At 43.6% G+C, this 21,463-nt stretch carries 37 protein-coding genes and 1 pseudogene; 3 read left to right on the forward strand and 35 right to left on the reverse strand.

Features of this window, described 5'->3' with window-relative positions; genetic code table 11:
• Position 1: 1 nt before the first annotated feature.
• The 34 genes and pseudogenes from HQM11_07780 to HQM11_07945 all read right to left on the reverse strand — a co-directional run bounded on the left by HQM11_07780 (position 2) and on the right by HQM11_07945 (position 18,510).
• On the reverse strand, positions 2-238 hold the full coding sequence (locus tag HQM11_07780) for a hypothetical protein (protein MBF0350918.1): 237 nt from the start codon (positions 236-238) through the stop codon (positions 2-4).
• Positions 235-1,029 carry an amidoligase family protein gene (locus tag HQM11_07785; GenBank protein ID MBF0350919.1) on the reverse strand — a complete coding sequence of 265 codons (795 nt, stop codon included), beginning with the start codon at positions 1,027-1,029 and terminating at the stop codon, positions 235-237. Before HQM11_07785 ends, HQM11_07780 begins: the two co-directional genes overlap by 4 nt.
• Positions 1,030-1,820: 791 nt before the next feature.
• On the reverse strand, positions 1,821-2,153 hold the full coding sequence (locus tag HQM11_07790) for a hypothetical protein (GenBank protein ID MBF0350920.1): 333 nt from the start codon (positions 2,151-2,153) through the stop codon (positions 1,821-1,823).
• Between the two features lie 26 nt (positions 2,154-2,179).
• A complete protein-coding gene (locus tag HQM11_07795) occupies positions 2,180-2,395 on the reverse strand; it encodes a hypothetical protein (protein MBF0350921.1) in 216 nt (71 codons plus the stop codon).
• A 702-nt stretch (positions 2,396-3,097) separates the two neighbouring features.
• Positions 3,098-3,442: a DUF4326 domain-containing protein gene (locus HQM11_07800; GenBank protein ID MBF0350922.1), complete on the reverse strand. Its 345-nt coding sequence runs from the start codon at positions 3,440-3,442 to the stop codon at positions 3,098-3,100.
• Positions 3,439-3,777 carry a hypothetical protein gene (locus HQM11_07805; GenBank protein ID MBF0350923.1) on the reverse strand — a complete coding sequence of 113 codons (339 nt, stop codon included), beginning with the start codon at positions 3,775-3,777 and terminating at the stop codon, positions 3,439-3,441. The genes HQM11_07800 and HQM11_07805 overlap by 4 nt, the downstream gene beginning before the upstream one ends.
• A 77-nt stretch (positions 3,778-3,854) precedes the next feature.
• Positions 3,855-3,941: pseudogene (locus tag HQM11_07810) on the reverse strand (hypothetical protein).
• 429 nt (positions 3,942-4,370) lie between these two features.
• Positions 4,371-4,829, reverse strand: coding sequence for a hypothetical protein (locus HQM11_07815; GenBank protein ID MBF0350924.1), 459 nt, complete (start codon positions 4,827-4,829; stop codon positions 4,371-4,373).
• A 118-nt stretch (positions 4,830-4,947) separates the two neighbouring features.
• Entirely contained in the window at positions 4,948-5,115 is a 168-nt protein-coding gene (locus HQM11_07820) for a hypothetical protein (protein MBF0350925.1), read from the reverse strand.
• Positions 5,116-5,188: 73 nt separating this feature from the next.
• The gene (locus HQM11_07825; protein ID MBF0350926.1) at positions 5,189-5,455 is read right to left on the reverse strand and encodes a hypothetical protein; all 267 of its coding nucleotides are present in this window, start codon (positions 5,453-5,455) and stop codon (positions 5,189-5,191) included.
• Positions 5,456-5,513: 58 nt separating this feature from the next.
• On the reverse strand, positions 5,514-5,741 hold the full coding sequence (locus tag HQM11_07830; GenBank protein ID MBF0350927.1) for a hypothetical protein: 228 nt from the start codon (positions 5,739-5,741) through the stop codon (positions 5,514-5,516).
• Positions 5,742-6,018: 277 nt separating this feature from the next.
• Complete coding sequence (locus HQM11_07835; protein ID MBF0350928.1) at positions 6,019-6,417, reverse strand: hypothetical protein; 399 nt, start codon at positions 6,415-6,417, stop codon at positions 6,019-6,021.
• Positions 6,418-6,740: 323 nt separating this feature from the next.
• Entirely contained in the window at positions 6,741-6,974 is a 234-nt protein-coding gene (locus HQM11_07840) for a hypothetical protein (protein MBF0350929.1), read from the reverse strand.
• A 241-nt stretch (positions 6,975-7,215) separates the two neighbouring features.
• Positions 7,216-7,560: a hypothetical protein gene (locus HQM11_07845; protein ID MBF0350930.1), complete on the reverse strand. Its 345-nt coding sequence runs from the start codon at positions 7,558-7,560 to the stop codon at positions 7,216-7,218.
• A gap of 67 nt (positions 7,561-7,627) precedes the next feature.
• Positions 7,628-7,852: a hypothetical protein gene (locus tag HQM11_07850; GenBank protein MBF0350931.1), complete on the reverse strand. Its 225-nt coding sequence runs from the start codon at positions 7,850-7,852 to the stop codon at positions 7,628-7,630.
• Between the two features lie 157 nt (positions 7,853-8,009).
• A complete protein-coding gene (locus HQM11_07855; protein ID MBF0350932.1) occupies positions 8,010-8,261 on the reverse strand; it encodes a hypothetical protein in 252 nt (83 codons plus the stop codon).
• Positions 8,254-8,652: a hypothetical protein gene (locus HQM11_07860; GenBank protein ID MBF0350933.1), complete on the reverse strand. Its 399-nt coding sequence runs from the start codon at positions 8,650-8,652 to the stop codon at positions 8,254-8,256. Before HQM11_07860 ends, HQM11_07855 begins: the two co-directional genes overlap by 8 nt.
• A complete protein-coding gene (locus HQM11_07865) occupies positions 8,649-8,999 on the reverse strand; it encodes a hypothetical protein (GenBank protein ID MBF0350934.1) in 351 nt (116 codons plus the stop codon). The genes HQM11_07860 and HQM11_07865 overlap by 4 nt, the downstream gene beginning before the upstream one ends.
• Positions 8,996-9,361 carry a hypothetical protein gene (locus HQM11_07870; protein MBF0350935.1) on the reverse strand — a complete coding sequence of 122 codons (366 nt, stop codon included), beginning with the start codon at positions 9,359-9,361 and terminating at the stop codon, positions 8,996-8,998. Before HQM11_07870 ends, HQM11_07865 begins: the two co-directional genes overlap by 4 nt.
• A 74-nt stretch (positions 9,362-9,435) precedes the next feature.
• On the reverse strand, positions 9,436-9,690 hold the full coding sequence (locus HQM11_07875; protein ID MBF0350936.1) for a hypothetical protein: 255 nt from the start codon (positions 9,688-9,690) through the stop codon (positions 9,436-9,438).
• A gap of 262 nt (positions 9,691-9,952) precedes the next feature.
• Positions 9,953-10,441: a DnaJ domain-containing protein gene (locus HQM11_07880; GenBank protein MBF0350937.1), complete on the reverse strand. Its 489-nt coding sequence runs from the start codon at positions 10,439-10,441 to the stop codon at positions 9,953-9,955.
• 69 nt (positions 10,442-10,510) lie between these two features.
• Complete coding sequence (locus HQM11_07885; protein MBF0350938.1) at positions 10,511-10,651, reverse strand: hypothetical protein; 141 nt, start codon at positions 10,649-10,651, stop codon at positions 10,511-10,513.
• 477 nt (positions 10,652-11,128) lie between these two features.
• Positions 11,129-11,443: a hypothetical protein gene (locus HQM11_07890; GenBank protein ID MBF0350939.1), complete on the reverse strand. Its 315-nt coding sequence runs from the start codon at positions 11,441-11,443 to the stop codon at positions 11,129-11,131.
• A 57-nt stretch (positions 11,444-11,500) separates the two neighbouring features.
• Positions 11,501-11,854, reverse strand: coding sequence for a VRR-NUC domain-containing protein (locus HQM11_07895; protein ID MBF0350940.1), 354 nt, complete (start codon positions 11,852-11,854; stop codon positions 11,501-11,503).
• A 254-nt stretch (positions 11,855-12,108) separates the two neighbouring features.
• Positions 12,109-12,291 (reverse strand): hypothetical protein, encoded by a 183-nt coding sequence (locus HQM11_07900; GenBank protein MBF0350941.1) that lies wholly within the window; start codon positions 12,289-12,291, stop codon positions 12,109-12,111.
• Positions 12,292-12,378: 87 nt separating this feature from the next.
• Positions 12,379-12,612, reverse strand: a complete 234-nt coding sequence (locus tag HQM11_07905; protein MBF0350942.1) for a hypothetical protein — start codon at positions 12,610-12,612, stop codon at positions 12,379-12,381.
• Positions 12,613-12,628: 16 nt separating this feature from the next.
• Positions 12,629-12,832, reverse strand: coding sequence for a hypothetical protein (locus HQM11_07910; protein MBF0350943.1), 204 nt, complete (start codon positions 12,830-12,832; stop codon positions 12,629-12,631).
• Between the two features lie 67 nt (positions 12,833-12,899).
• Positions 12,900-13,157: a hypothetical protein gene (locus HQM11_07915; GenBank protein ID MBF0350944.1), complete on the reverse strand. Its 258-nt coding sequence runs from the start codon at positions 13,155-13,157 to the stop codon at positions 12,900-12,902.
• 125 nt (positions 13,158-13,282) lie between these two features.
• On the reverse strand, positions 13,283-14,008 hold the full coding sequence (locus HQM11_07920; GenBank protein MBF0350945.1) for a hypothetical protein: 726 nt from the start codon (positions 14,006-14,008) through the stop codon (positions 13,283-13,285).
• The gene (locus tag HQM11_07925) at positions 13,995-15,077 is read right to left on the reverse strand and encodes a DUF4373 domain-containing protein (GenBank protein MBF0350946.1); all 1,083 of its coding nucleotides are present in this window, start codon (positions 15,075-15,077) and stop codon (positions 13,995-13,997) included. Before HQM11_07925 ends, HQM11_07920 begins: the two co-directional genes overlap by 14 nt.
• Positions 15,078-15,123: 46 nt before the next feature.
• Complete coding sequence (locus HQM11_07930) at positions 15,124-15,966, reverse strand: cell envelope biogenesis protein TolA (protein MBF0350947.1); 843 nt, start codon at positions 15,964-15,966, stop codon at positions 15,124-15,126.
• A 44-nt stretch (positions 15,967-16,010) separates the two neighbouring features.
• Positions 16,011-17,135, reverse strand: coding sequence for a hypothetical protein (locus HQM11_07935; protein ID MBF0350948.1), 1,125 nt, complete (start codon positions 17,133-17,135; stop codon positions 16,011-16,013).
• A gap of 51 nt (positions 17,136-17,186) precedes the next feature.
• Positions 17,187-18,161 (reverse strand): YqaJ viral recombinase family protein, encoded by a 975-nt coding sequence (locus HQM11_07940; protein ID MBF0350949.1) that lies wholly within the window; start codon positions 18,159-18,161, stop codon positions 17,187-17,189.
• 112 nt (positions 18,162-18,273) lie between these two features.
• The gene (locus HQM11_07945) at positions 18,274-18,510 is read right to left on the reverse strand and encodes a hypothetical protein (GenBank protein MBF0350950.1); all 237 of its coding nucleotides are present in this window, start codon (positions 18,508-18,510) and stop codon (positions 18,274-18,276) included.
• A 121-nt stretch (positions 18,511-18,631) separates the two neighbouring features.
• Here HQM11_07945 and HQM11_07950 point away from each other — a divergent pair, with 121 nt between their 5' ends.
• The gene (locus tag HQM11_07950; protein MBF0350951.1) at positions 18,632-18,847 is read left to right on the forward strand and encodes a hypothetical protein; all 216 of its coding nucleotides are present in this window, start codon (positions 18,632-18,634) and stop codon (positions 18,845-18,847) included.
• A gap of 213 nt (positions 18,848-19,060) precedes the next feature.
• Here the strand turns inward: HQM11_07950 and HQM11_07955 are convergent, their stop codons facing one another.
• Positions 19,061-19,267 (reverse strand): hypothetical protein, encoded by a 207-nt coding sequence (locus HQM11_07955; GenBank protein MBF0350952.1) that lies wholly within the window; start codon positions 19,265-19,267, stop codon positions 19,061-19,063.
• Between the two features lie 96 nt (positions 19,268-19,363).
• On the opposite strand from HQM11_07955, the gene HQM11_07960 reads away from it, so the two are divergent.
• Together HQM11_07960 and HQM11_07965 are read left to right on the forward strand one after the other, a co-directional pair.
• Positions 19,364-20,311: a hypothetical protein gene (locus tag HQM11_07960; protein ID MBF0350953.1), complete on the forward strand. Its 948-nt coding sequence runs from the start codon at positions 19,364-19,366 to the stop codon at positions 20,309-20,311.
• A gap of 34 nt (positions 20,312-20,345) precedes the next feature.
• On the forward strand, positions 20,346-21,062 hold the full coding sequence (locus tag HQM11_07965; protein ID MBF0350954.1) for a hypothetical protein: 717 nt from the start codon (positions 20,346-20,348) through the stop codon (positions 21,060-21,062).
• Positions 21,063-21,463 lie beyond the last annotated feature (401 nt).

The raw sequence follows: 21,463 nt of genomic DNA on the forward strand, positions 1-21,463 counted from the left end.
ATCACCTCTCCTTCAGAATTGTTAACAGCCCAAGACTTTCAATGTCTTCCAAAAAGTCTAAAAAAGATGAGTTTCTGATGATCCGCTCCTTGGTTATCAGCACTCGATGCCTCACGGCATCCATGTATTCGATCTTGGACGGTTCCACCATCCAAGCAGTTTTTCTCAATCCGTTCACTACCTCCGCTGGCGTCCCTTCCAGTTCAAAGGGACGCCTGTCATTCACTATCACCTTCATGCGACCCTCCTTACTTCTTGAACTCGGTTTTTGTAATAACCTTTGATCTCGTCTGACAGATTCAAAGCTTTGAAAAACTCGCCGAAGGTTCCGGCTTTCGTGTTGCGTACTGATGACCCATACCCATAATCTTTATGTGGATTATGGCTCATTTCTACCATGGCCTGAGTGACTTTGATCCAGTTTGCTATTTTATCAAAATCCATTGTGCCACTATGATGTCGGAACTCTACCGTTCCGTGCCTCAGGAAGGATTCCACGTTCAGTTTAACATATCTGGTACCGATCATGGATTTGATGCCCACATAATTCGTTTGCTGATTCACTTTTTCACAAAGCCCACCCAAAGTCCCTATCACTGCGGAGCGACAATAGGTATTGTTATTTTTCCTTCTGGACTCCGGCATGAATGAATCAAGAACGTCTTCAAATTTTGCATACGCCTTAACCAACCTCTTCCAGTTGCCAAATTTGAAGTCTCTTGCATCGTGGTGAACATGCAGGCCGCATGAGCGGTTGATAGTGCATCCAGCCTCACCAAGCACCCTACAGACAATCTCGATCTGTCGGAGACCTTCTTCACCGCTCAGAACTGGACTCACTACTTCAGTGGAGTATCCAGAACCCATCACTGAGCCGTCATTTACGATCTTCCAACAAGTTGTTGTATTGTGGTTGTACCCTTGCTGCTGACAAGGAACACCTGCCTCTGTGATCAGTGCTGCTAATGCTTGGTGGGATAATGTACTCAGGCACTCAATCTCGATTCCGTAGGTTCTTGAAGTTTCCATACCGCCCTCTTTCATTTAGGGGTTCATCAGATGCTCTTTTTTTTGACCGGAGGCGCAACCGGCTGTTTTGTTGTTGTTGATCTTGAATATATCCTGACATGATATGTCACGGATGTCAACTAAAAAAAGACAAACATATCAATTATTTATTAAACATGGATCCCAGCGGTTTCTTAGGCGTAGGTTACGTGATGTCTGGCGGGAAAAGCCCTGCATGAAAAAAAATTGCGATAACTGTTCACAGTGTCAAAAATTCAACGAAATTCAATCGTTTTCTCTGTGTTTTGATACAAGAACCGCTTCGTTGAAGAGAGAATTCACGGCGTCCGAATCATCCAGCTCTTTATCTTTGGACATAAGCCTCCACATTTGCTCTATATTTATGCCTTAGACTCATCAAGTATTCCTGCCTGTGGCGTATTCTTGCGATGATAGGCTACACATCCAGGTGTGCCATACTCGCACACACGGGATATATGCCACATCACGAGGCAGGTTCTACGTTTTTTCTTCATATGGTTCCTGTTCCATTCACTTAGTCGATCTTTCCCAAGAAAAGACCGTAAAATTTATACAGAAACAAAGCCAATGAAAGCTTATATCAGTATTTTCATATGATCGAAAACGACCACCATTTGAATGAAAACTTGGTTTCCAGTACCACCAATTTCTTCCGAACCTCGGTCTAGCAGGTGCTTCAAGTTCCCACTGTTCAAAGACCTCATTTGTCGTCTTTCCAGCAACAACAACACTAAAATAAATGTTATTTGTTACACTAATTGAACATAGGGTCATAATTTTCTTCCTTCTTCTCGAATAACAAGACCACATTTAGGACACCATACTTTTGCGAAAGGATGTCTATATGTAGATGTGCGAGTGTTACAGTATGGGCAAAATTTTGAATCAATTTCCTTGATTGTAATGCGTTCAAAACGTCCATCGTTGAACTCTGATGCAAGACGGACCCATCTCTCACCAGTCACTGTGTTACGGTACACAACTACTAATTCGTGAGTGTCGTCAAATGTAGCTTCGATGTAAGCATTACAAATGACCTCATAGATCCCATCAGTTTTCTTATGCCTATATAATTCCTGCTGTGTTTCGTTCATACTAGCCATAAATTCTCCTTTTCAAAACAAAAAGTTCAATTTAATATATCCAAAGGAAGCCACCCTTCAATATTATTATCATAGCCGTCCAACGTAAACATATCATCAAAACAGACCCATTCATATACACACGAAATACCATCAGTAGGTTGTTCTTCACGGCATAACCAAGCAGTTACAATTCCTGTGTCTGTCTTTATTAGAATTTCAGTCCCATCAATCGGGATTGTTTCTACAGGATTCCATTTCATATATTCTCCTTTAGTTGTTTCAAAGCATCATCACACAGTTTAATTAACTCCTCAGGGATAAGCCTATGGCCATCATCACCTGCCGCCCATTCAGCCCATGCTCTGATAGCAGTTAATGTTGATTGTAATCTCTCAGTTTTAGCAATGAGAGAGTTTTTGAGCTTCTTGTCTGTATTATAACAGGGATAGCATATATCAACAAAATCCACTTCGTCGGATTCGTTAGTTAAGTGGCATATATCACAGTACAACATATTTATCCTCACCGCCCAATGCCTTTATGCTGGATATTGTCAGTTGCTTAATCATAACCCCTCATTTACAGTTGGCTTCAGTATAGTCCTGGTTTTGCTTCTTTTGCAGGAATCTTTCTTTGGGAAGAAAAGCCCTTTTGCGCAAAAATAAACACTTGGCGAATATTCATCTTGATAATCATAATCCAGTAACTTACAGGATTTGCAGACATTTGGGACTTCATAACGATGTATATATTTTTTCATATATTCCTTTCATTCCTCATGCCGGCAGTCAATACAGATTTTCCCAGATTTCTTGAAAATTTGAAAAACTTCAGCCCCGCAATCGCAAACGTTTTTGTAGGCAGTCTCACAATCTTCCATAATCCCCCCGCAAGGGGCTAAATCAGCCAGTGTACAACCGCATTCCCCATCTGAATTGCAGAGGCCGTCAAATCCGCAACGTTCAATTTCGCTTCTGACTATATACTCGACATTCATATTCCCCCTCATTTGCTATTTCCAGCAAAACGTCCGCATGACATGGCTGATCCAGTGCACACCAGCACGCAAGATCCTTCCCTTGCAGTTCCTTTTTTATCTCATCAACGGTAATATCAAGTCGATCATCTTGCAGTAAGCTTTCAAAGCTTTGGACAGCATGACGAGCAATCACCGCATTTGGAAGGTTTGATTCATTTGTAAAGTCACTGATTATGACTGGGTTGCCCCATTTTGTAGGACGCCCCACATAAACCGTATTGGCTGGCATCTTCCAGCCCTTAGTCCTTTTTCTTTGAACTCTTTTCATAAATTCCTTTCAATAGGTGGAAAGTTTCCACCTATTGCGCTGTTGGGCAACGTAGCCAGCAGCGCGTGAATCGCGTTCAGGCTGGCAATCTTGTCCGCTTCCGGTGCGGGAATCACCCGCACGGCCATTTCCATCTGTTCCAGCTCGGCCTTGTCGCTCACGCCGACCATACCGGCAAGCGCATTGCGCAGCAGCGCTATGTCGGACTCGGCCTTCCGCATCGGGTGTTTCGGGCACACACGGATGTGATCCGTCAGAACTTCATTGCCCCATGCCGGGTTTTCCTGCGGGTATTCGTGGCCGCAGTACACGCACGTCAACACTCTGCCTTCCATCGTCTGTCTCCTTTCATTCGGATGCCCAACAAGAGCATCCACGTTACTCCGCTTCGCTCCGAGCGGGATGCTCGGAGTTAGCAAGGGTATTTTTCCTGCAATAAATAGCCTTCCAATTGCCATATTTTATTTCTGGCATTTTCAAATGAAATTTTATTTCCTATTTAATGTTGATCCAGTGTGCAACCGCACTCCCCATCGGAATTGCAGAGGCCATCATATCCGCCCCGTGCAATTTCACTCCTGACTATAAACTCAACATCCATATTTTCCCTCATTTGCTATTTTTAGCAAAACGTCCGCTGTATCTTTGCAAAGGGAAACTCTCTATAGGCTCTTGCTCCGTATAGTGCCCTTAACGCACTCTGTCTAGTCTTGAAAACGGATGCGTTTGCGATTGTTAATGTTCTTGATGGATCGCCTTCACCTTCGGCTATCCAGACGCCGATTTCCAGTTCCACGACATAACCAATATTCATAGTTTCCTCGCTGTTATTTCATACACAGGTTTACCGTTTCCGTATGTGATGGTCATGTGATGGTCACTGGATCACCTCCATAATCCCTACTGATTCAAGCTTGTTCTGTCATACCTACACCACGCTGTCAGGAATCAAAAAATCATCAACATGTTGAGACTGATACTCAGCCACTTCAGCTTGGTACTCAGCTTCAGAGACAATATAGGTTATTCCCTCCATTTGTGTTGGCGAATAACCGTTTTTTATCCCTTGTCCCGCAACTTCCTCAAGTGCGTCCTCAAAACTGCTGTAAGCTTTGGGTTCTGTGTCATCTCCTTCATAATGGACACGAACATGACCATCAAAACCACAGAAAATCCCTTCTAATTCGCCGATATAGTATTCCATAAAACAAACTCGCAAAGATTCGTCGTCTGCATCGACAGCAAACGAATCGGCCATTATTTCATGTTCCTCACTTCCAGAGGGTGACAGAATCAGCAATTCTATCCCATGACCCTCAATATAGTATTCTCCATTCAGCATAAATGCTGTGTAATTTTCTGTTTCATTGATTATTGTTCTGTTCATACTATCCCTCTTTGTTCAGGTTTTCCTGTCATCCCCACAACATGCGGAGATGATCGGAAGGCCGCCTTTTTACAGGGAAGGCTAACCCCCTTATTGTGTTTATATATGATAGGCTATTTCATATCCTCACTCTCCTCAAATCAATACCATATTTTGCGGCCTCCATTTCTTGATAGAAGGCGTACTCCTCATCAGGGTCATAATCGACCCCATAACACTTCTCTATATACTCATTGATATCCACATCGCAAACATCTTCTTCATAATTTTCCGGCTTATCGTTCATGTTTCCTCCCTCTCAACAGTCGCAGTTCTCTTTCGTGGAACGTCTCCATGATTACCTCCTTTTTTCAGTATTATTATTTCCCTTCTGTATAATGGTCATTAATCGTTAACGAAAATACATTTCCGGACACATTATGTATAATAGCCATTGCCTGATGTTCTTGCAAATTTACGAAAAATTGTGAGAATCCAACTCTGATTTCAAGAGTCCAGCAGTTTTTAGAAAATCGCAAAAACTGCGCATTTTCAGCGACACCGATAGGTGTCGCATCATTATAGTAAACCTTGTCTGAAGGTGTATCCAACAGGTCTATTAGCTTTTCTGTTATATCAATAAACATGTTTCCCTCTTTTAACAAAGTTGATTTGTTCGTTTTTGGCAGGAACGCTATCCCGATATTATTTACCTTTGACCGCTTGCCAAAGGGCATGTTCAAGAACCGTTAAAATCCTTTGTTTCGCTCTCTTGTTTACCACTACCATCCTGTCACCATCTTCCCAAAAATAATCAAAGGCATGGAATGCTTCCATAAATGCCTCTGAAACATTGACCATAATTTCTGGCTCCACCATTTCACTTATCTCATTGAAGATCATTGTGATCTCCTCCATCGTTACCTTTTTCATATTCCTCCATTTAACAAAAATCCGGCCCAAGATGGACAAACGGGCCATCGCCCGAAATTTCCTCAGGCAAATAAATTTCCCCATCGCAACCTACGATCTGTAGGCAGTCGGGGCACTCTTCTTCACCGGCTGGGCCTGTAATATATAGCAACTTCCCGCATGAACACTTAACCATGCCATCAGTCCAGTAATAATACCCTGTCGTGGGTTCTCTGAGCCTTTTGCTCGCTCTTATCACGTTGCTTCTCATAGTCCCTCTTGATAAATTGTTTCAAAATCAAAACCAGTCAACGTCATAACCATTGTCATCTGCTTCCCACTCACTACGAGGCCGGAATATCTCACCGTTGCTGGCAATCACCAACCCGCACTCGCAATCAGTTTCCCCGTATGGTCCGCCGATGTGGAGTACCTCACCACAGGAGCATTTTACAATTGCACAGTCCCAACCGGACCATTCAATCTTACGAATACCAACGAACTTTGTGCCGTTGGTTCCTTCAAGACAAGCTTGATAATTTTTTAAGCCTGCGGGTTGCAACCGGCGTACTTCAACACTCCCTGCCTTATCGCAGTCGAAGGAATAACCTCCCCCATCACCGTTAAGATTGATATATTCTCTGACGTGTGCGACGTTCAAAATTTTCTCTGCCCGTTTAATCACATTGTCTCTCATAACCCTCCTTTATCTCTGTATTTCCTTGAAACATACCAACATTTCGAGATCCTGGTCTTTTTCAGGAGACAATGCCAAATACCCGTATTTGGCACCTTCTGAATGGAACCCGTAGTGTCCTTCATATCCAATATACGCCAACTTAACGGCTTGGTCTCTTTTTATTCGTCTGCATAGCCAATCGAATGGTCTTGTCCTCACAAATTCATTTACTTTCTTCAAAGTGGAAAACATAATGACTTCTTTCGACTCCATTGACCCTTTTCCTGGTTTGTTCTCTTCAACTGTTCTATCAAACATAACATAATACATACTTTCCCTTTTCAGCCTTCATAAACGGTTGCGATGCCTGCTCTTCCATGCTCCTCTAGTGCATAGAGGCACCTGTATTTTGCCTTCTCAGGCAACTGATCGACCTGTTCATAGGTCAGTAGGTGCGGGAAGCCTTCATAGTCCAACCCCCACACCTGTTTCTCAACGATCACACGCTCCAACGCCAGAACTTCATAAAACACGCCCTCAGTAGGGGCGTTGCCGTTAAATAACGAATAATTCATAAACCCTCCTTTGCCCTTGCCTGGAATATCAAACATCTCAGAGTATTTCTGCTCGGAGCGTATTCAGCGCATCTCCCACGCCCTATATCGTCAAGTCCATCTATCAGACCGCTACAATCCCGAAAGACTTTGTAGACAGTCGTCTCTGAGCATCCCAGTTTCTTACTGATGTCTTTTACTGAGGAAGGTTCCCATTCCTCAATAAATCTCTCGGTTACTGCTTCAAGTATCGTAAAAGGTGTCATCTTGCCTCCTCTGTATCGCCCATGATCGCCCAGATTTTATGGTAAGCGATTTCCTTATGCCTTTGATCCGGTATCCTGCCAACCTCTGATTTGAAGTTCGAGTATTCAACCTCGGCCATCAATGCCTGCATGATCTGCTCATACTGGCTCTTCTGTACACAAATCCGATGGGGGTAATCGGAGTTTCTGAAAACCAAAATGTCCTCATTCACCTTTGACAGTTTCAACAGGTTCTCCAGATCCTTTTTGCTTCTGGATCGCACATGATACCGAATCTCGTCATGTGCTTTTGAATACTTCCTTACTATTGAAAAAAATCCGCTCGTTGTCATCAACCACATAATCCCTCTTCTATAAGAATTTTCTTTGCCCAGAAACGGCTGATTTGCCGTTTCCATTCAAAAAATATTATACATAATCCATTATCTTTGTTCTGCTCGGAGCGTATTCTACAAAACCACGCCCTCTGCATATATTATCCAGCCCAGGAATCATCCAGCAGTTAGCCTTAAACACTTTGTTCAACTCCCTCACGGAGCATCCAAGTTTCTTACTGATGTCTTTTACTGAGGACGGTTCCCATTCATTATTGAACTTTTCGGTTACTGCTTCAACTATCGCTTCAAGTGTCATATTGTCTCCTCTTCTAAGAATTTTCTTTTTTCGGAAACGGCTGAATTGCCGTCTCCGTCTTGTTTGTTGTTGATCTTGAATATATCATGACATGATATGTCATGGATGTCAAGTAAAAAAGCTTAACATATCAATTATTTATTTATTGATAGTCATTTTAACCCCACAACTTCTTTAGCGTGTTCACACCGTGGAGCAATAATTGCTGAGGATCCATTCCAAGCTGGGAATAGAACCCAGGGAAATTCAGAACCTCATGCGCCCTTACCAGTGCGGTTCGGTCTTCCTTTTCGACCCTTCTAAACGTGTGGGCTATTTGAAGAGCCTGTTTCCAATCTTCAGCCTTTACCAGTTGTTTCAGCCTTTCTGTTTTTGTCCCTTTTCCCGCATCCATTACTTGTTCATACATACGCCTCCTGTTTCAGGAATCCCTGTTCTTTAATGTTACTCATCCACATCCCAGCAAACACAGCTAATTCAGACTGAAGCTTTTCCCGTAGCAAAAGCTTTCCGTTGTCATTAATGATGGCCTCTTGGTATAATCCAATGGCCGGTTGATAATAACTCATCGGGTACCATTCCCCATGCCTCAATAAGAACGTCATATCTGGATCGGCAATCAAATCGCCGTTCTGCTCATAATAGTGAGCAACAGAGAACACTGTTCCATGTTCCATCGTTTCTAATTTTTCCACCACCAGCGGCTCGAAGCATCGGCTCTGATATTTCTTGTGACGTAGCTGACCGTTATTTGTCAGCACATCCAAAACAGCTTTCGCTTTGCGATTTATCTTTCTCATATATCCTCCATAGTCATTTCTTCTGTGCATAATCGCACAATATCTTGATTGATGGTGGAGATACATTCATCCACCATACCCTCGTAATACCCACTTGCCTTAAATTCATCTTTATCCTTGTAACTACAGCAACCCAAGGTTGCCGACCTTGTAAGAACATCAAACTTCACCGTAACCTGGACTGTACACCATGCCCAATCGTTCCACTCCATTTCCTCCATCACACGGTCTTCGCACTCTTTGTCATAGGATTCATCCCCAGACTTAATATAATTGCCCCTGACGGGAACGTGTTCAGGATAATTTAAGATGTCCACTCGTACCCAGTCTCTATGCGCCCATTTCATACAACCTCCCTATTTCCTTTGAATTTTACTACGGTACCATCAAAACAATACGCTGTAGCAATCACTGGAGTGGTTCCATGAACCTCGTTCAGGCGACTCATTTCTCTCAAAAAGTCCTCCTTTGTGGCAAACTCCTGCAATATGGTGTCGCCTTCAGCGTAGGTGAAAATCAACCTCTCTTCAGGATGAATCCACATTCCAAAATACCACGCATCCTGATAAGTGTCGTATTGTCTCCACCCCTCAGATCGAAGGCACACATGGTAATCAAAAAAGTACCTGTTGCCTTCATAAAACCCGTAGTAGTTCTTACATCCTTCACGGTCTACAGGGGTTGATTCCACAAATTTTCTAACTTTCATACATCCCTCTTTTGCAGGGGTTATTCAGACGCTCTTTTGGTAAGCCGGAGGCGCAACCGGCTACTTCCACACTATTACCAGTTTGCCATGAACGTGGCCCATTTCTTTTCGCCCTCTTTCTGGAGGATTTTCAAAACCTTCCGTGTTTCAGGCTTGAGCTGTGACCAGAACCTTGACAACCTGTTATCGGCGCCCTCAGCCAAGAACTGCCATAAATCTGCATGGATGCCCCAAGGTGAAATGCCTAAGCTCCTGGCCAGATTGTGATATTCCCAGCACTCGGCCACTTCATCCAAATCATACAACTTTGTCCACTCTGGTACGCTCATAAGTCCTCGCTAATATTTGTTTGTTCGACTATGTAAAAGTGAGGCCGTTTCAGCCTCACTTTTACTTCACAAAACGGGGTTCCCCCCCACTCGTATTGGAACACTGCTGGCCAATCCACATCCACGGGCGCACCATTGATCGCTACAACGGTGCTGGGTGTCCTGACTTGCCACGTCCATCGCTTTCTCATTCGCCTGATAAAGACAGTGTATTGAAACCCCCCACTGTCATGAACTTTTGCAGTTTCATACATAACCGCTCCTACGCTATTTGTGCATTCGATTCTACATCTCTCACGACTCTTGAACCGTATGTTGACCGGATGTAATCCATCCCCACGGTCTTACGGTTTCTCGACTTATACTCCTGTGGTCTGAAATACCACATCGACTTTCCTGATGCCCATTTGAACTGGGCCTTTTTCAATTCTTCTTTCCAGACTTTAGTCTCACCGGAAACCCAGACCCATGCCCCGCAAACCTCAACTCTGAGATTGAATTTCAGTATGGCATTGAGTGCTTCACTCAACTTCTCACTGTAGTCCGTTTCATGGACTTTGTGAGCCTCGTCAAATGATGTCTCGTCTTTCAGTACATCATATGCCTGATTGATCATCTTCATCATTTCCTCACCGGCTTGGTTCACGTCCGGATGATACATCCGGCACATCCGCCGATATGCCTGCTTCACATCTTCCACTGTCACTTGCCCAGACAGTCCCAAAACTCGAAACGCATCATATTTGTTCATGGTGTTCATACCGCCCTCTTTTTCAGGAGTTATTCAGACGCTCTTTTGGTAAGCCGGAGGCGCAACCGGTTACAAAACTCCTCGATCAAATGCCGCTCTTGTCTGCTCTCGATTGGATAACAGCACTTCCAGAATTTCTCGGCCTGTTCTCTTGGCCAGCTTCCGGAAGATCCTTGCCTGAGTTTTTAAGAATCGTTCTTCTCGTTCCATACCGCCCTCTTTTGCAGGGGTTCATCAGATGCACTTTTTTTGACCGGAGGCGCAACCGGCTGTTGTCTTACACTCTCAAGTGTCTACGGGAGCAATTTGATTGAATAGGCTCCTTCCCGTTTGGCACACTTCATTGCCACTTTTTTGCATTCACCATAATTACCAGAAATGTGACCATTTCGACCGTTGCATTCAAACACCCAGTTTCCAAAACCTTTTGGTTTTTTCCCGTATGCATTTTCCCAAGCCATTGTATCTACGCTAATCATGACACCCTCTTTAGTTAATGTTTTTCAGATGCTCTTTTTTTGACCGGAGGCGCAACCGGTTGTTTTGTTGTTGATCTTGAATGTATCCTGACATGATATGTCACGGATGTCAACTAAAAAAACCCTTTAATATCATATATTTTTAATTTTATGTCATAGGCTGAAGCCCAGAAGACGCCTGGGCTTGTGGGCGAGGGGTCTTGCGGGTTCATTCGTTTTCGAGGGTACTGAAAAATAATTCAACCAACCGCTCCGCAATATAGTTTTTTGACCCTCTTGTTTGCCTGTTTCCGTCCCTGAAAACAGTACAATCATCCGCAAGTTTTTCCAGTTTTTGCATATCCTCATCGAAAAGCGTCAAATTGACCGGCCTCTTTTTCAAGACGTCCATATCCCTGGGAGCTGTGCGCACGATAATCCGCAGCAATTCCGATGGCGACATTTCTCTCCTGGCAGCTTCTGCTTTCAGAAGATTGACATTACGATGGTTAAACTCAAAGGTGGTTCGGTGTTTGTGTGGCATAATATCTCCTCTACAGGTTAATGAATACCTGCATTATATGTCATGCGCCACGACTTGTCAAATCTTCTCTACAACCTTCTTTGCTTTTAATGCCTGGTCAACATCCTCAATGCTCCTGACCACATAATACTCGCAACCCGCCCATTCGACTTTCCGCTGAAACTCTAGCTGGTGTTTGGACTGCTTCCCTGTTGAGCTTTTTACCTCCAGACAGATCATGCGCCCCTGGTAACAGCAGATAATATCCGGCAGTCCCAAGTCTGGAGCGTGTCGGAATCGTTTCTCACCGTTTGTCCAGAGAGGAACACCCATATTATTCACCCGAAACGCAAACACGCCCCGATGACATCCCAGCCATTGGATGATGGCTTTCTGTGCGTTCGATTCACTCACTTTGACTTTAGCCTGCATGTTTTTTATCCTTGGTTGTAATGGGTTGGAGGAGAAGGTTTTCCACTGGTACGTCATCATCCAGCAACCCTGCTTCAGCAAGTACAAGCATGCGGGGTTTAGGTTTTTTTCTCTTATTCTTCACGGTCATTGGCCCCTTTCATGAACATAAGAATGAACAACACTGTGATCCACCAAATAATACCCAAAATCATGAATTTCATAGTTCCCCCTTCGGACTATCCTAAACAAAAATGCTGTTTGTTTTCAACAAGTCAAAGATTATCGTCATACGGATTCAGCAGTTCACTGAAAAAGTTGAACTCCGGCGAAGGTGGCAGAACAGTGATGGTTCTACCCTCCTCCAGATACAACCGAGTGTAATACTGAATTTCTTCACGCAAATGCTGATTAAAACTCACCCATTTCATCGTTTGATAATGTTTTTTTCTCCCCATAGTTTCCCCTATTGTCTGATAGAAGCCATGCCAAGCACATCGACAATAAACCAATGTGTGGAAGCAAAATAACCATATGTATCATTGTCATCTCCCCTGATGGTAACACCGTTTTCTATCCTTGAAATGTAAGCGTTTTTTTCTTTTTCTTTTTTCTTTCATGTATCCATAGCCCTCCGCATTATAGATGTTTACTGTTCGCATTATCCGGCTTTTTACCCCGACAATGCCCATCGAATGTTGATGGATACTATCCACCAACCACCTCCCCCCGTTGCTATCCAGCAACACTTGTCCAATTTTCATTGACTTTTTTTTCATATTTTTCCTATTTTTCCTAACGCATGGAATAAACATTCACTTCCCTGTCACGAACAATAGTGGCATACAGATTTGGCGGGAGTTTCCCATTGATAAAATCCCTACACAATTGAGCCTCTTCTGGACTTTCACATTGCATCAATCCAAATCCTTGCCGGAGTGCATCCCTGTATAACACTCGCAATTTTTCTAACTGTTCCTCGGTCATAGCTCCTTTCATTCAATTTTCCGTGCCGTGACTCGGCTTTCAGAAGACCGAATGTAAGCTCTCACAAGTTGTTCAACAGTCACACAGTTTCCTCCTCAATAATTTTTACCCAGTTCTTCATTTTTTGAAGTTGTCGCTGGTCAAGGTACCGATACACTAATTTCCTGGCCCGCTGATATTGGCCAGCACCAACACAGATAAAATACTTTTCACCAATCGTGACGTGATCTATGATTTGACTCATAGCCCGCTCAAAATCTTCATATGTGTCTACATTTTCAATGACCAGGGTACGGCCATCGTCACCCAATGCTTCAAAATTTTCCCTGTCAGTCATAAATAGCTCCCTTCTCAAAATTATTGCTATTCAATTTACGGTACCGTGGCTCGTTTTTTTTTACTTGGTCTAGGTGGATGTATAGGCAACCCATCTATTTTATCGCCTACAGCCTTCCTGATAACCTACATATCGAATTGCCCTGTTTGTTTATGATGGGATTTTGTTCCTCCAGGATGCTCTGCCAAATTTGAATTCTCATTCAACACGAACAACCTTTTTACAAGCTCTTTATGAGCCTGTTTTTCTGCTGTGATCTGGTCAAGGTTCATCTTTTGCGTTTGTTCAAACATCTCTTTTTCAAGTTCAGTCCATTTGCCTATGAGCTTCAAACACTTTGGATCATAGGCATGATGGGAAAGCCTCCTGTTTTGCTCCATAATCCCCATGCAAGACCGTGGCTCATCTTCCGGCACATAAACTGCCATGAACTCCCACCGTTTATCTGCAAGCTCGTTATAATCCATTTGACAAAGGGCGACCCATCCCCCTATCCCTGAGATAGCCGAAGCAATCCCACCGTCCTTGAAAACAGGCGAATGATAAGGCCCACAGGAAGCAATTGACAAAAGCACCTGCCCCCAACTTGCCTCGTTCTGTTTTCTTTCGTCTGCGTAACCAGATTTTAAGTTGAGGAGCTTAATGAACTCACCCGTTGACGGGAAGAAGCCATCAGGCTTTTCTGATAAACACTTGTTGCAGCCTTTCTTGATCTGCTCGTCAGTATAACCCTCAAGCATCATATGCCATAATTGTACTGTGTCTTGATCAATCTTGATTTGCTGGTTTCCGTGCCGGTAATTCGCACGGAAGAGCTGAAGTGTTTTGATGATTACATCACGCATTTCCATGTTCCACCTCCAAAACTTGGGTTTTAGCCATTCTTTCCATAGCCTCATCCAGTGCGTCTCTCGGTGTTTCTCTCGTTCTCCCTGCTTTTTGCTTCGGCTTTTCGTGAAAACCTATCGCCGCAATAAGCCCCCTGAACGTTTCAAAGCCTTCAACCGCCTGGCAGTGTTCGCCCCATGCCTCAACAGCAAAATCAATCCCGTGCTGGTCGAGTTGAACTGACAGTTGCCCACACATTGAGTTACTCAGACGCTCCGGATGAAGGCCGTCTGGATGGATCTGGTCTTTCAGAATGATCCTCCTCACCATCTCTGGTATTTTTGGGTTCAATGGGACTGCCTTGAATATTCTGAACGAGTCAAACCACTCAAAAAACGAATCTTTGTCATGGACATCAAAAACTTTTTCCTGAAAAACTACATTTGCAGGGTGGGGGGTGGTAGTGGTGGTGGTTTTTTCCTCATGCGCACGTGGAATGTTTCCACTACTACTACTACTACTACTGTTCTGTTCTGTTCTGTTCTGTTCTGTTCTGTTCTGTTCTGTTCTGTTCTGTTCTTGAGGAAATGAGCAGAAATTTTCAGAAATTCCCAGAAATTCGGATTTCTGCTGGTTTCTGCTGGTTTCTGCGTCAGAAATTCTGGTTTCTGACGGTTTCTGCTGATTTCTGCTGGTTTCTGCGTCAGAAACTCCTGAATCGGGTTTCTGCTTAAAATCATACCTTTCCCGCATCATCTGCCTTTTTTGAAAAAGGCCATTCAACCTTTTCTTCAAACCTTCAGAAAATAAATAGCCATCTTTGATAGTGAAAAGTTTCACCTTGACAGCATGTTGGATAAAAGAATTGAATTCCTCTTCAGAGAAACTGAATTCTTCCGCTAAAATACAAGCCTGGACATCATTCCATTCGAGTTCAGCATTGGCAGAGCTTCCAATAAACTCCAGCAGTGTCCAATAAGTTCCAACACCTGCCATCCCAAATTTGTTTTTGATATACTTCAACTTCAAATCAGCGTTTGCGTCCGTATCATGATAAAAAAATTCAGCATCGTCTCTTCTTGGTCTACCCATATACCCCTCTTTGTCAAAGAGCCACCGGCAACGGTGGCATTATTTATCAATATGTGATTTTAACATGCGGGACTATTCCCGACAAAATCATGTCCAGTATTTTTTTTGCGGTGGGGCTTTTGACACCACCGTCCACCAGGGCTTTCAAAATTTCTTCGTCCACCTCTTTACGGTGCTGTGCGTCTTTGGCTCTGGCTTCCACCAAATCTTTCTGCCGCTGTGCTTCAGCAGCAATCGCCTCCGCTTCTTTACGGGCAATCGCCTCCGCTTCCTTAATTTTCCGCTCAAGTTCTTGAGCTGCCACGGCTTTAGCACGTTCCTCAGCTTCCTCACGTATCAGCTTCTCACGTTGCTCTTGAGCTGTCTTTTCTCTCTCAGCCTGTTCTCTAGCTAACGCCTCCAGTTCCTTTTTCCTGAGTTCACGTTCCCTAGCTAACGCCTCCAGTTCCTTTTTCCTGAGTTCACGTTCCCTATCAAACAGAATATTTTCCGAGATCGCCAATTCCCAAACCGCATCAATCTCCGCCATAATGCGTTCGGCCACGAGCCTCTTTTCTTCCTCCACTTCCCAGTCTGTCAATGGCTGGCGTATTTCAACCTTCAACTGATCCAGAAAATCTCTGGCGATTTTACGTTCCGCATCAATCTTTGAGATGCGTGCCTTTTCATCTTCAACCAGCTTTTTTCCAAGGGAATCAATCACAGTCTTACTTTGTGCGACCTTGTACGCTAACGAGGCGATTGCTTTACGCCCCTTGGGGGTTGAGGTATCAGGCACCTCCCTTTTTGCTTCTTGCTCGATCTTGCGCAAGATGTCAGTCAATCCCCCGTTGGAAAAAATCACTTCAGGGTCAATGTCAACGCTTATAAGTGCCAAATCTTGTGTCATAGCTGTCTCCAATAAAAAAGCCCTACTGTGCAGGGCTTAGGTGGTTAAATTAATCCGGTTAATATCTCTCTGATCTGGCTTATTGTTTCAGCCTCAGCTAACTGAGCGATGGCTTTACTGTGTTTCTTCCAGTAGGCTGTCACGGCTTCGGCGCCATCCAGACCTGAGTCAATCAACTCCAGCGCAAACTCCATGGCCTTTTCCTCCAAACTATCGGGGATAATGGCAAACAACCGTTCCAGCAGTGCCAATCGTTCTTCTTTTGCTCCCCTCAAGAGCATGTAATCCTCATTCATCTGATGATTGATGAAATACGCTTTTATCTCATCCACCACCACCGCCAATTGCTCAAGATTACGAGATTCATTAATCTTTTTAAGGAACCAGTCAACCTTGTCCTTTTCAGGGAGAGCCTTCTCTGGAATTCCATTGCCACTGCCGTTACCGTTTTTCTTTGGCTGGGCCTGATGCTGGGCCTCCTCTGCTTTATCTTTTTTTACGTGTGAATCCAGTAACTCTTCCATCTCCTCAACGTCCTGGGTGAAAATATCCGAACAGGCTGTTGCTGTAATGATCCCATCCACAAAAGACCTTTTCTTTGCCATTTTCAACACTGTGTTGAAATAGTCTGCGGGGTTATCATGATCCATTTTTTCCCCTTTGATTACAATTTCCCAGCGACCATCATTTTTTTTTGCTTCAAAACCTTTTCCTCCGATCAACTCTTGCGCTTTGGCAGGATTCGATTGCCGATAATCCCAATACTCTTTAGGAACTTGTCTGCCTGTGCTTTCCACAGGGCCGGTACGATACCGATATTTGCCCTCCATCGTATTACAACTGCCCAATCCTGTAGCCAACTCGTCCCCGTTGGGGGAACAAACGTGGCAATATATTTCATACTCCCTGTGACCACCGCCCAAATCACGCAGGATAATGTCATTCGGCTCGATCTTGATCCGAAACTGAAAGGTGGCGGAGATCACTTCCGCACCCGATTTAAGGAGTACGTTCTTTTTTGTTCCTGGGATCTTCCCATAGTGTTCGCCTTCCTTCAGAATTTCCTTTACTACGGTCTGGATTAAGACCTTGCGTTCCAGAATGTCTTTGATCCGTGGCATTTCCGTGACTGCTGTTGATGCTGCTGTAACTTCCATTGAAACTGTCATACGACCTCTATAAGTGATGATTATACCCCACCGATATGATGGGGTAATGGATTATTTTAAGCGAAATGACCTGGCACCTGATGGCACTACAAACCGTTTGTAGATGTCAGGGCATGATGTCTGAAACGCCTTCTGGTTAAAAGAGTTCTCCAAAAACCGCTCGTAAACTTCCGGCTCTTTACTTTTTAACGAATCAGAACTGAACCGATTTCCGATTTTCCACGTGGCCAAGGTTTCGCCACTTGCGGTCACCAGTGTATCGGCTTCCGCCATGAACGCCTTGATGCCAGTTTCCAGCGTTTCTTCCTGAGCCTTCAACTCTTTCATTCTGGCCTTGATGTCAGCCAGTAACTTCACATTGCTCACTGTCTGAATATCTGCCACAATCGGCCACGATTCTGCCCGTGAATACCGACTCTCGACATCTGCCTTGTTGATCGGAGGCGGTGGAATATCCTCCTGAACCCGCATCCAGAAATCCAACTCTTGGGCCTGCAACATCTCGATCAGTTCAGCATCCCTGTTGAGGGTGTACTGTTTCAAGCTTCGCCCGCCCACCAGTACCAGAAAATCAACCCCCGAATAGGTTGGCAGACATGCCAATTCATGCCAGCCCTGCGCTTTATAATAGAGAGGAAGGTCATCGGTACCCTGCTGGCCATATTTATCAGCCATCCACTCTGAGGTGTTCTTGATCTCGATGATACGCTTGTTGCCCTGATCCAGACGGTCGAGGTGAGCAAACATAAAGGAATGTTGACCCTCGCCCCAGTACGTTTTATTCGTCCGTCTCAGATTCATGCCCAATTTTTTCTTTGCGAAATCCGCAATTGTGTGTTCCATGAAGGATCCCCACATCACCGACTCGTTATCACTCAAATCAACGGGATCCCGCCTGCGGGTTTTTTCTTCCCACAACATGAAGGGAGTTTTCCACGGGTTCACTCCCGTGGCTGCACCAGCCTCGCTTGCGCCAATCCCTTGTAATCGGCCCTCTTTATCATCGACTGAAAAATTCACTTGCATAGTTTTCTCCTTGGTTTAACGTTTAATAAAAAAAGGCTAACCCGCCTTTTGGACATGATTCATGTCCCCCTCTTGTGCCGTGGACTCCTCTCCAGAAATCACGGCACATCCTTCAGCTTCGTAACGAAGCCGCCTGTTGCCTTATCTTTTTCAATAAGGCTTCTTTCTCCTGCATGACTGCTGTTTTGGCCATCTCAGGTCGTAACACAGCAATCAATTCCGCTATCTCCAGTCTCAACTTGTCCTGGCTCTCTCTCGTCTTGATCTGTTCCTCAAATTGCCGGTGCAAGTTTCTTTCGATACTGTCACCGATTCTCTTGATTTCACTCACTAAGAGTTCTCGGCTCATGTTCCTCCTGTTTTCCTCTTGACTATTAGTGATCTGAATATACAATTCATCAATACACTACCACATTTTTACCGGAAGTAAACTGTTTTTTGTATATACAACTCTTTTTTATGGGGGTGGAATGTCGAAAAGCTATAATGTCCCGGATCGGACAATGATTTCTATGCGCATCGAAACTGAATTCCTGCAAACACTTGATGAATTTTGCGAACAAAAAGGACTAACCCGAACAAAACTGCTGGTGTCGTTAGCGAAAAAATACATCAAAGAGCATCAGTTCACTGTTTCTAATTCAACAGTGGCGGTCGATCCTGATGGATACGACCTTGGCGCATGAATTCAGTGAACTCATCCATGGGATGCTGTTTCTGGATCAACGGAAGGGAGGGGCCAAAATATTGTTTACTCTCAAAATTGAGCCGTTCTTGCTCATACGCATTGGGGAATTGTTGATTGGTCATTTTCATTTCTACCTTTAGCGGCTTAGGGGTTATCTCTACTTTAGTGTGGGGGTTCTGTGGTGCCTAGTTTGCCGACCTGTCACCATGCTCTAAACCGCTACCTTTTCAGGACTAGCGGTATGAATAACTTTCAACTCTGGATACAGCACATTGATCACGCCTGTATGCAACGAATACCGCAAAATACGCTCGATCAACATCGTCTTTGAACAGCGTGTCACACTACAAATATCCTCAAGTTTCTCGTCCAGTTCTGATGTCAATCTCAGCAATTGTTGTTTTTTCTCTCTTGCCATTCGTATTCTCCGTGATATCATTGTGATATAAGAACGTTATCAAATTGATAAACAATTTGTTTACAACGATTTCGGTTTACAGATGAAAGACGACAAATGCAACATGAAAAACGCACCGCACTCGAAATTTATGATTTCATACGCACTGTAAGTGGAGTTCAAACCCTTGCGGAAGTAGCTAAGGTGTTAGGGTTGAGCCCTCAAAACCTGAATAATACCATCAAGCGCAATTCGATACCTTATGAAAAATTGTTTGATTACTCTCTTGAGGAAAGAATACCTATGGAAGCCATTTTGTTGAAGTCTTTTGGGAAGACAGAGAAACCTGTGGAGATGAGTTATGAACAATTCTTTTCCACAGAACCTGTTTTTGAATATGTAACTTTTTTCCCCTCTAATATTGGTGAATATTTGCATAGTGTAAAACATTCAGGAAAACCTGTTCCGGCTAAACTTACCACCATTTATACACTTACATCCATTTTAGCCCTTCTGAGTTTTTATAACTCAAACACCTCAATGTTGATTGAATCCTTTCTTTCCCATATTGATAATAACAACTGTGACATACGAATTTATGATGATATTGGGGACCGTCCTCTCTTCCCGATGAATCTGGCCGTTACACACAATAGAATCTGTACATTTAGTTCTCATTACGGTGGTTTAATGTTTTTTAATCACTTTGAAGCAGCACAAGCCATACAAACTCGAATGGACACTTTAACCATAGCTGGCATAGATTACTTAAAGTTCTTTCAGCACATGAGCGACTATATCGCAACTGCTACTGACCAAATATCATTCGTAAGATTTATGCTTGAGTATAACCAATCGCACGAACCTGAATGGATACAAGCATACACAATATTATTGTTGGAAAACACATCAGTCAACCCAAGCAAATCCGAACTAGTAAAGTTTTTTGAGACACAACGCGTTTTAAAGGTTTACGATATACCTTTTAAGGATGAATTAGGTATACCAGATTGGTGGGTATTTAAGGGTAAGGAAGGGCTTAAAAATAAAATTTCTATTGCCTGATCCCACGTTTTTCTTAATTGTTTCAAGGTACCATATGGTGCGTTTTCTGTTTATCGTTTTATTTGTGGGAGGCTTCGCTATTCCATCATTTTCAGCCGATTCAGGCGGTTCCCGTAAAGAATACCCACTCCAGATACAAGCTATTCTACCTTGGGGCGGGGCATTTTTGGGCTATCATGTGAATGAAAATGTTATGTTCGGAATTTCCACTCAAGCGGGTGCGGGTATTAGATCCACTGATGAGAATAACGATGGAAAACCCGATAATGACAAAGAATCACGGATATTGGATGAGCAACCCGAAGGTATCTCGGATTCCAGTTATAATCAGGGACGTTCTAGTACATATCAACTGCGTTGGAGTCCATCGAACAATAGTGGCTTTTTTGTCGCATTTGGCGGTTATAATGATAATGGAGAGACAGAAAGACTTCAATTGGACTCAAGAACCAGAGTAATTGGTAATAACACTTACGAAAATACCGACTTAAAAATTATATTGAAAAGATATCCTATTTGGGCGCCTCTTTTAGGTATCGGTTGGAATTGGATATTAGACAGTGGCTATTCGTTTGGATTTGATGCCACTACTGGACTCTATAATGAATATTCAACCCGTTTAGAGGTTGTTACCAGTACGAGCAATACGGCAGTAACGGAGGAAGATCTTCGGTTGGAGGAAGAAAAAATGATAAGTGGTTCCAACTTTGGAGCTGGCCATATCAACTTGATAATAGGGATAAATTTTTAGTTGTACCCTTTGGCTATACTGTCCACTTTTATGAGCGTTTCTATGAATTTTATGAACCGTAATATGCTTTTCATTATCTTACCATTGGTCGTTTTTTTATCCACATGCGCCAACGATTCGTCCAAGTCCTCCACTTCTGCAACTTCCGAATCATCTTCAACAACTTCCTGTGATAATTATACCCCATACTCCCGTGACCTTTATATGTCCTCGTGGTTGGATGCCGATTCCGATTGTCAAAATACAAGAACAGAGGTGTTGATCGGAAGCAACAAATCAACAATCTCTTATACTTCTTCCTCCAACTGTAATGTCTCATCAGGAACATGGCTCGACCCCTATACCAACCATAGCTATACAGATTCCGCCGATCTGGATATTGACCACCTGGTTCCACTTGC

Source organism: SAR324 cluster bacterium (assembly GCA_015232315.1).
Taxonomy (GTDB): Bacteria; SAR324; SAR324; order SAR324; family NAC60-12; genus JADFZZ01.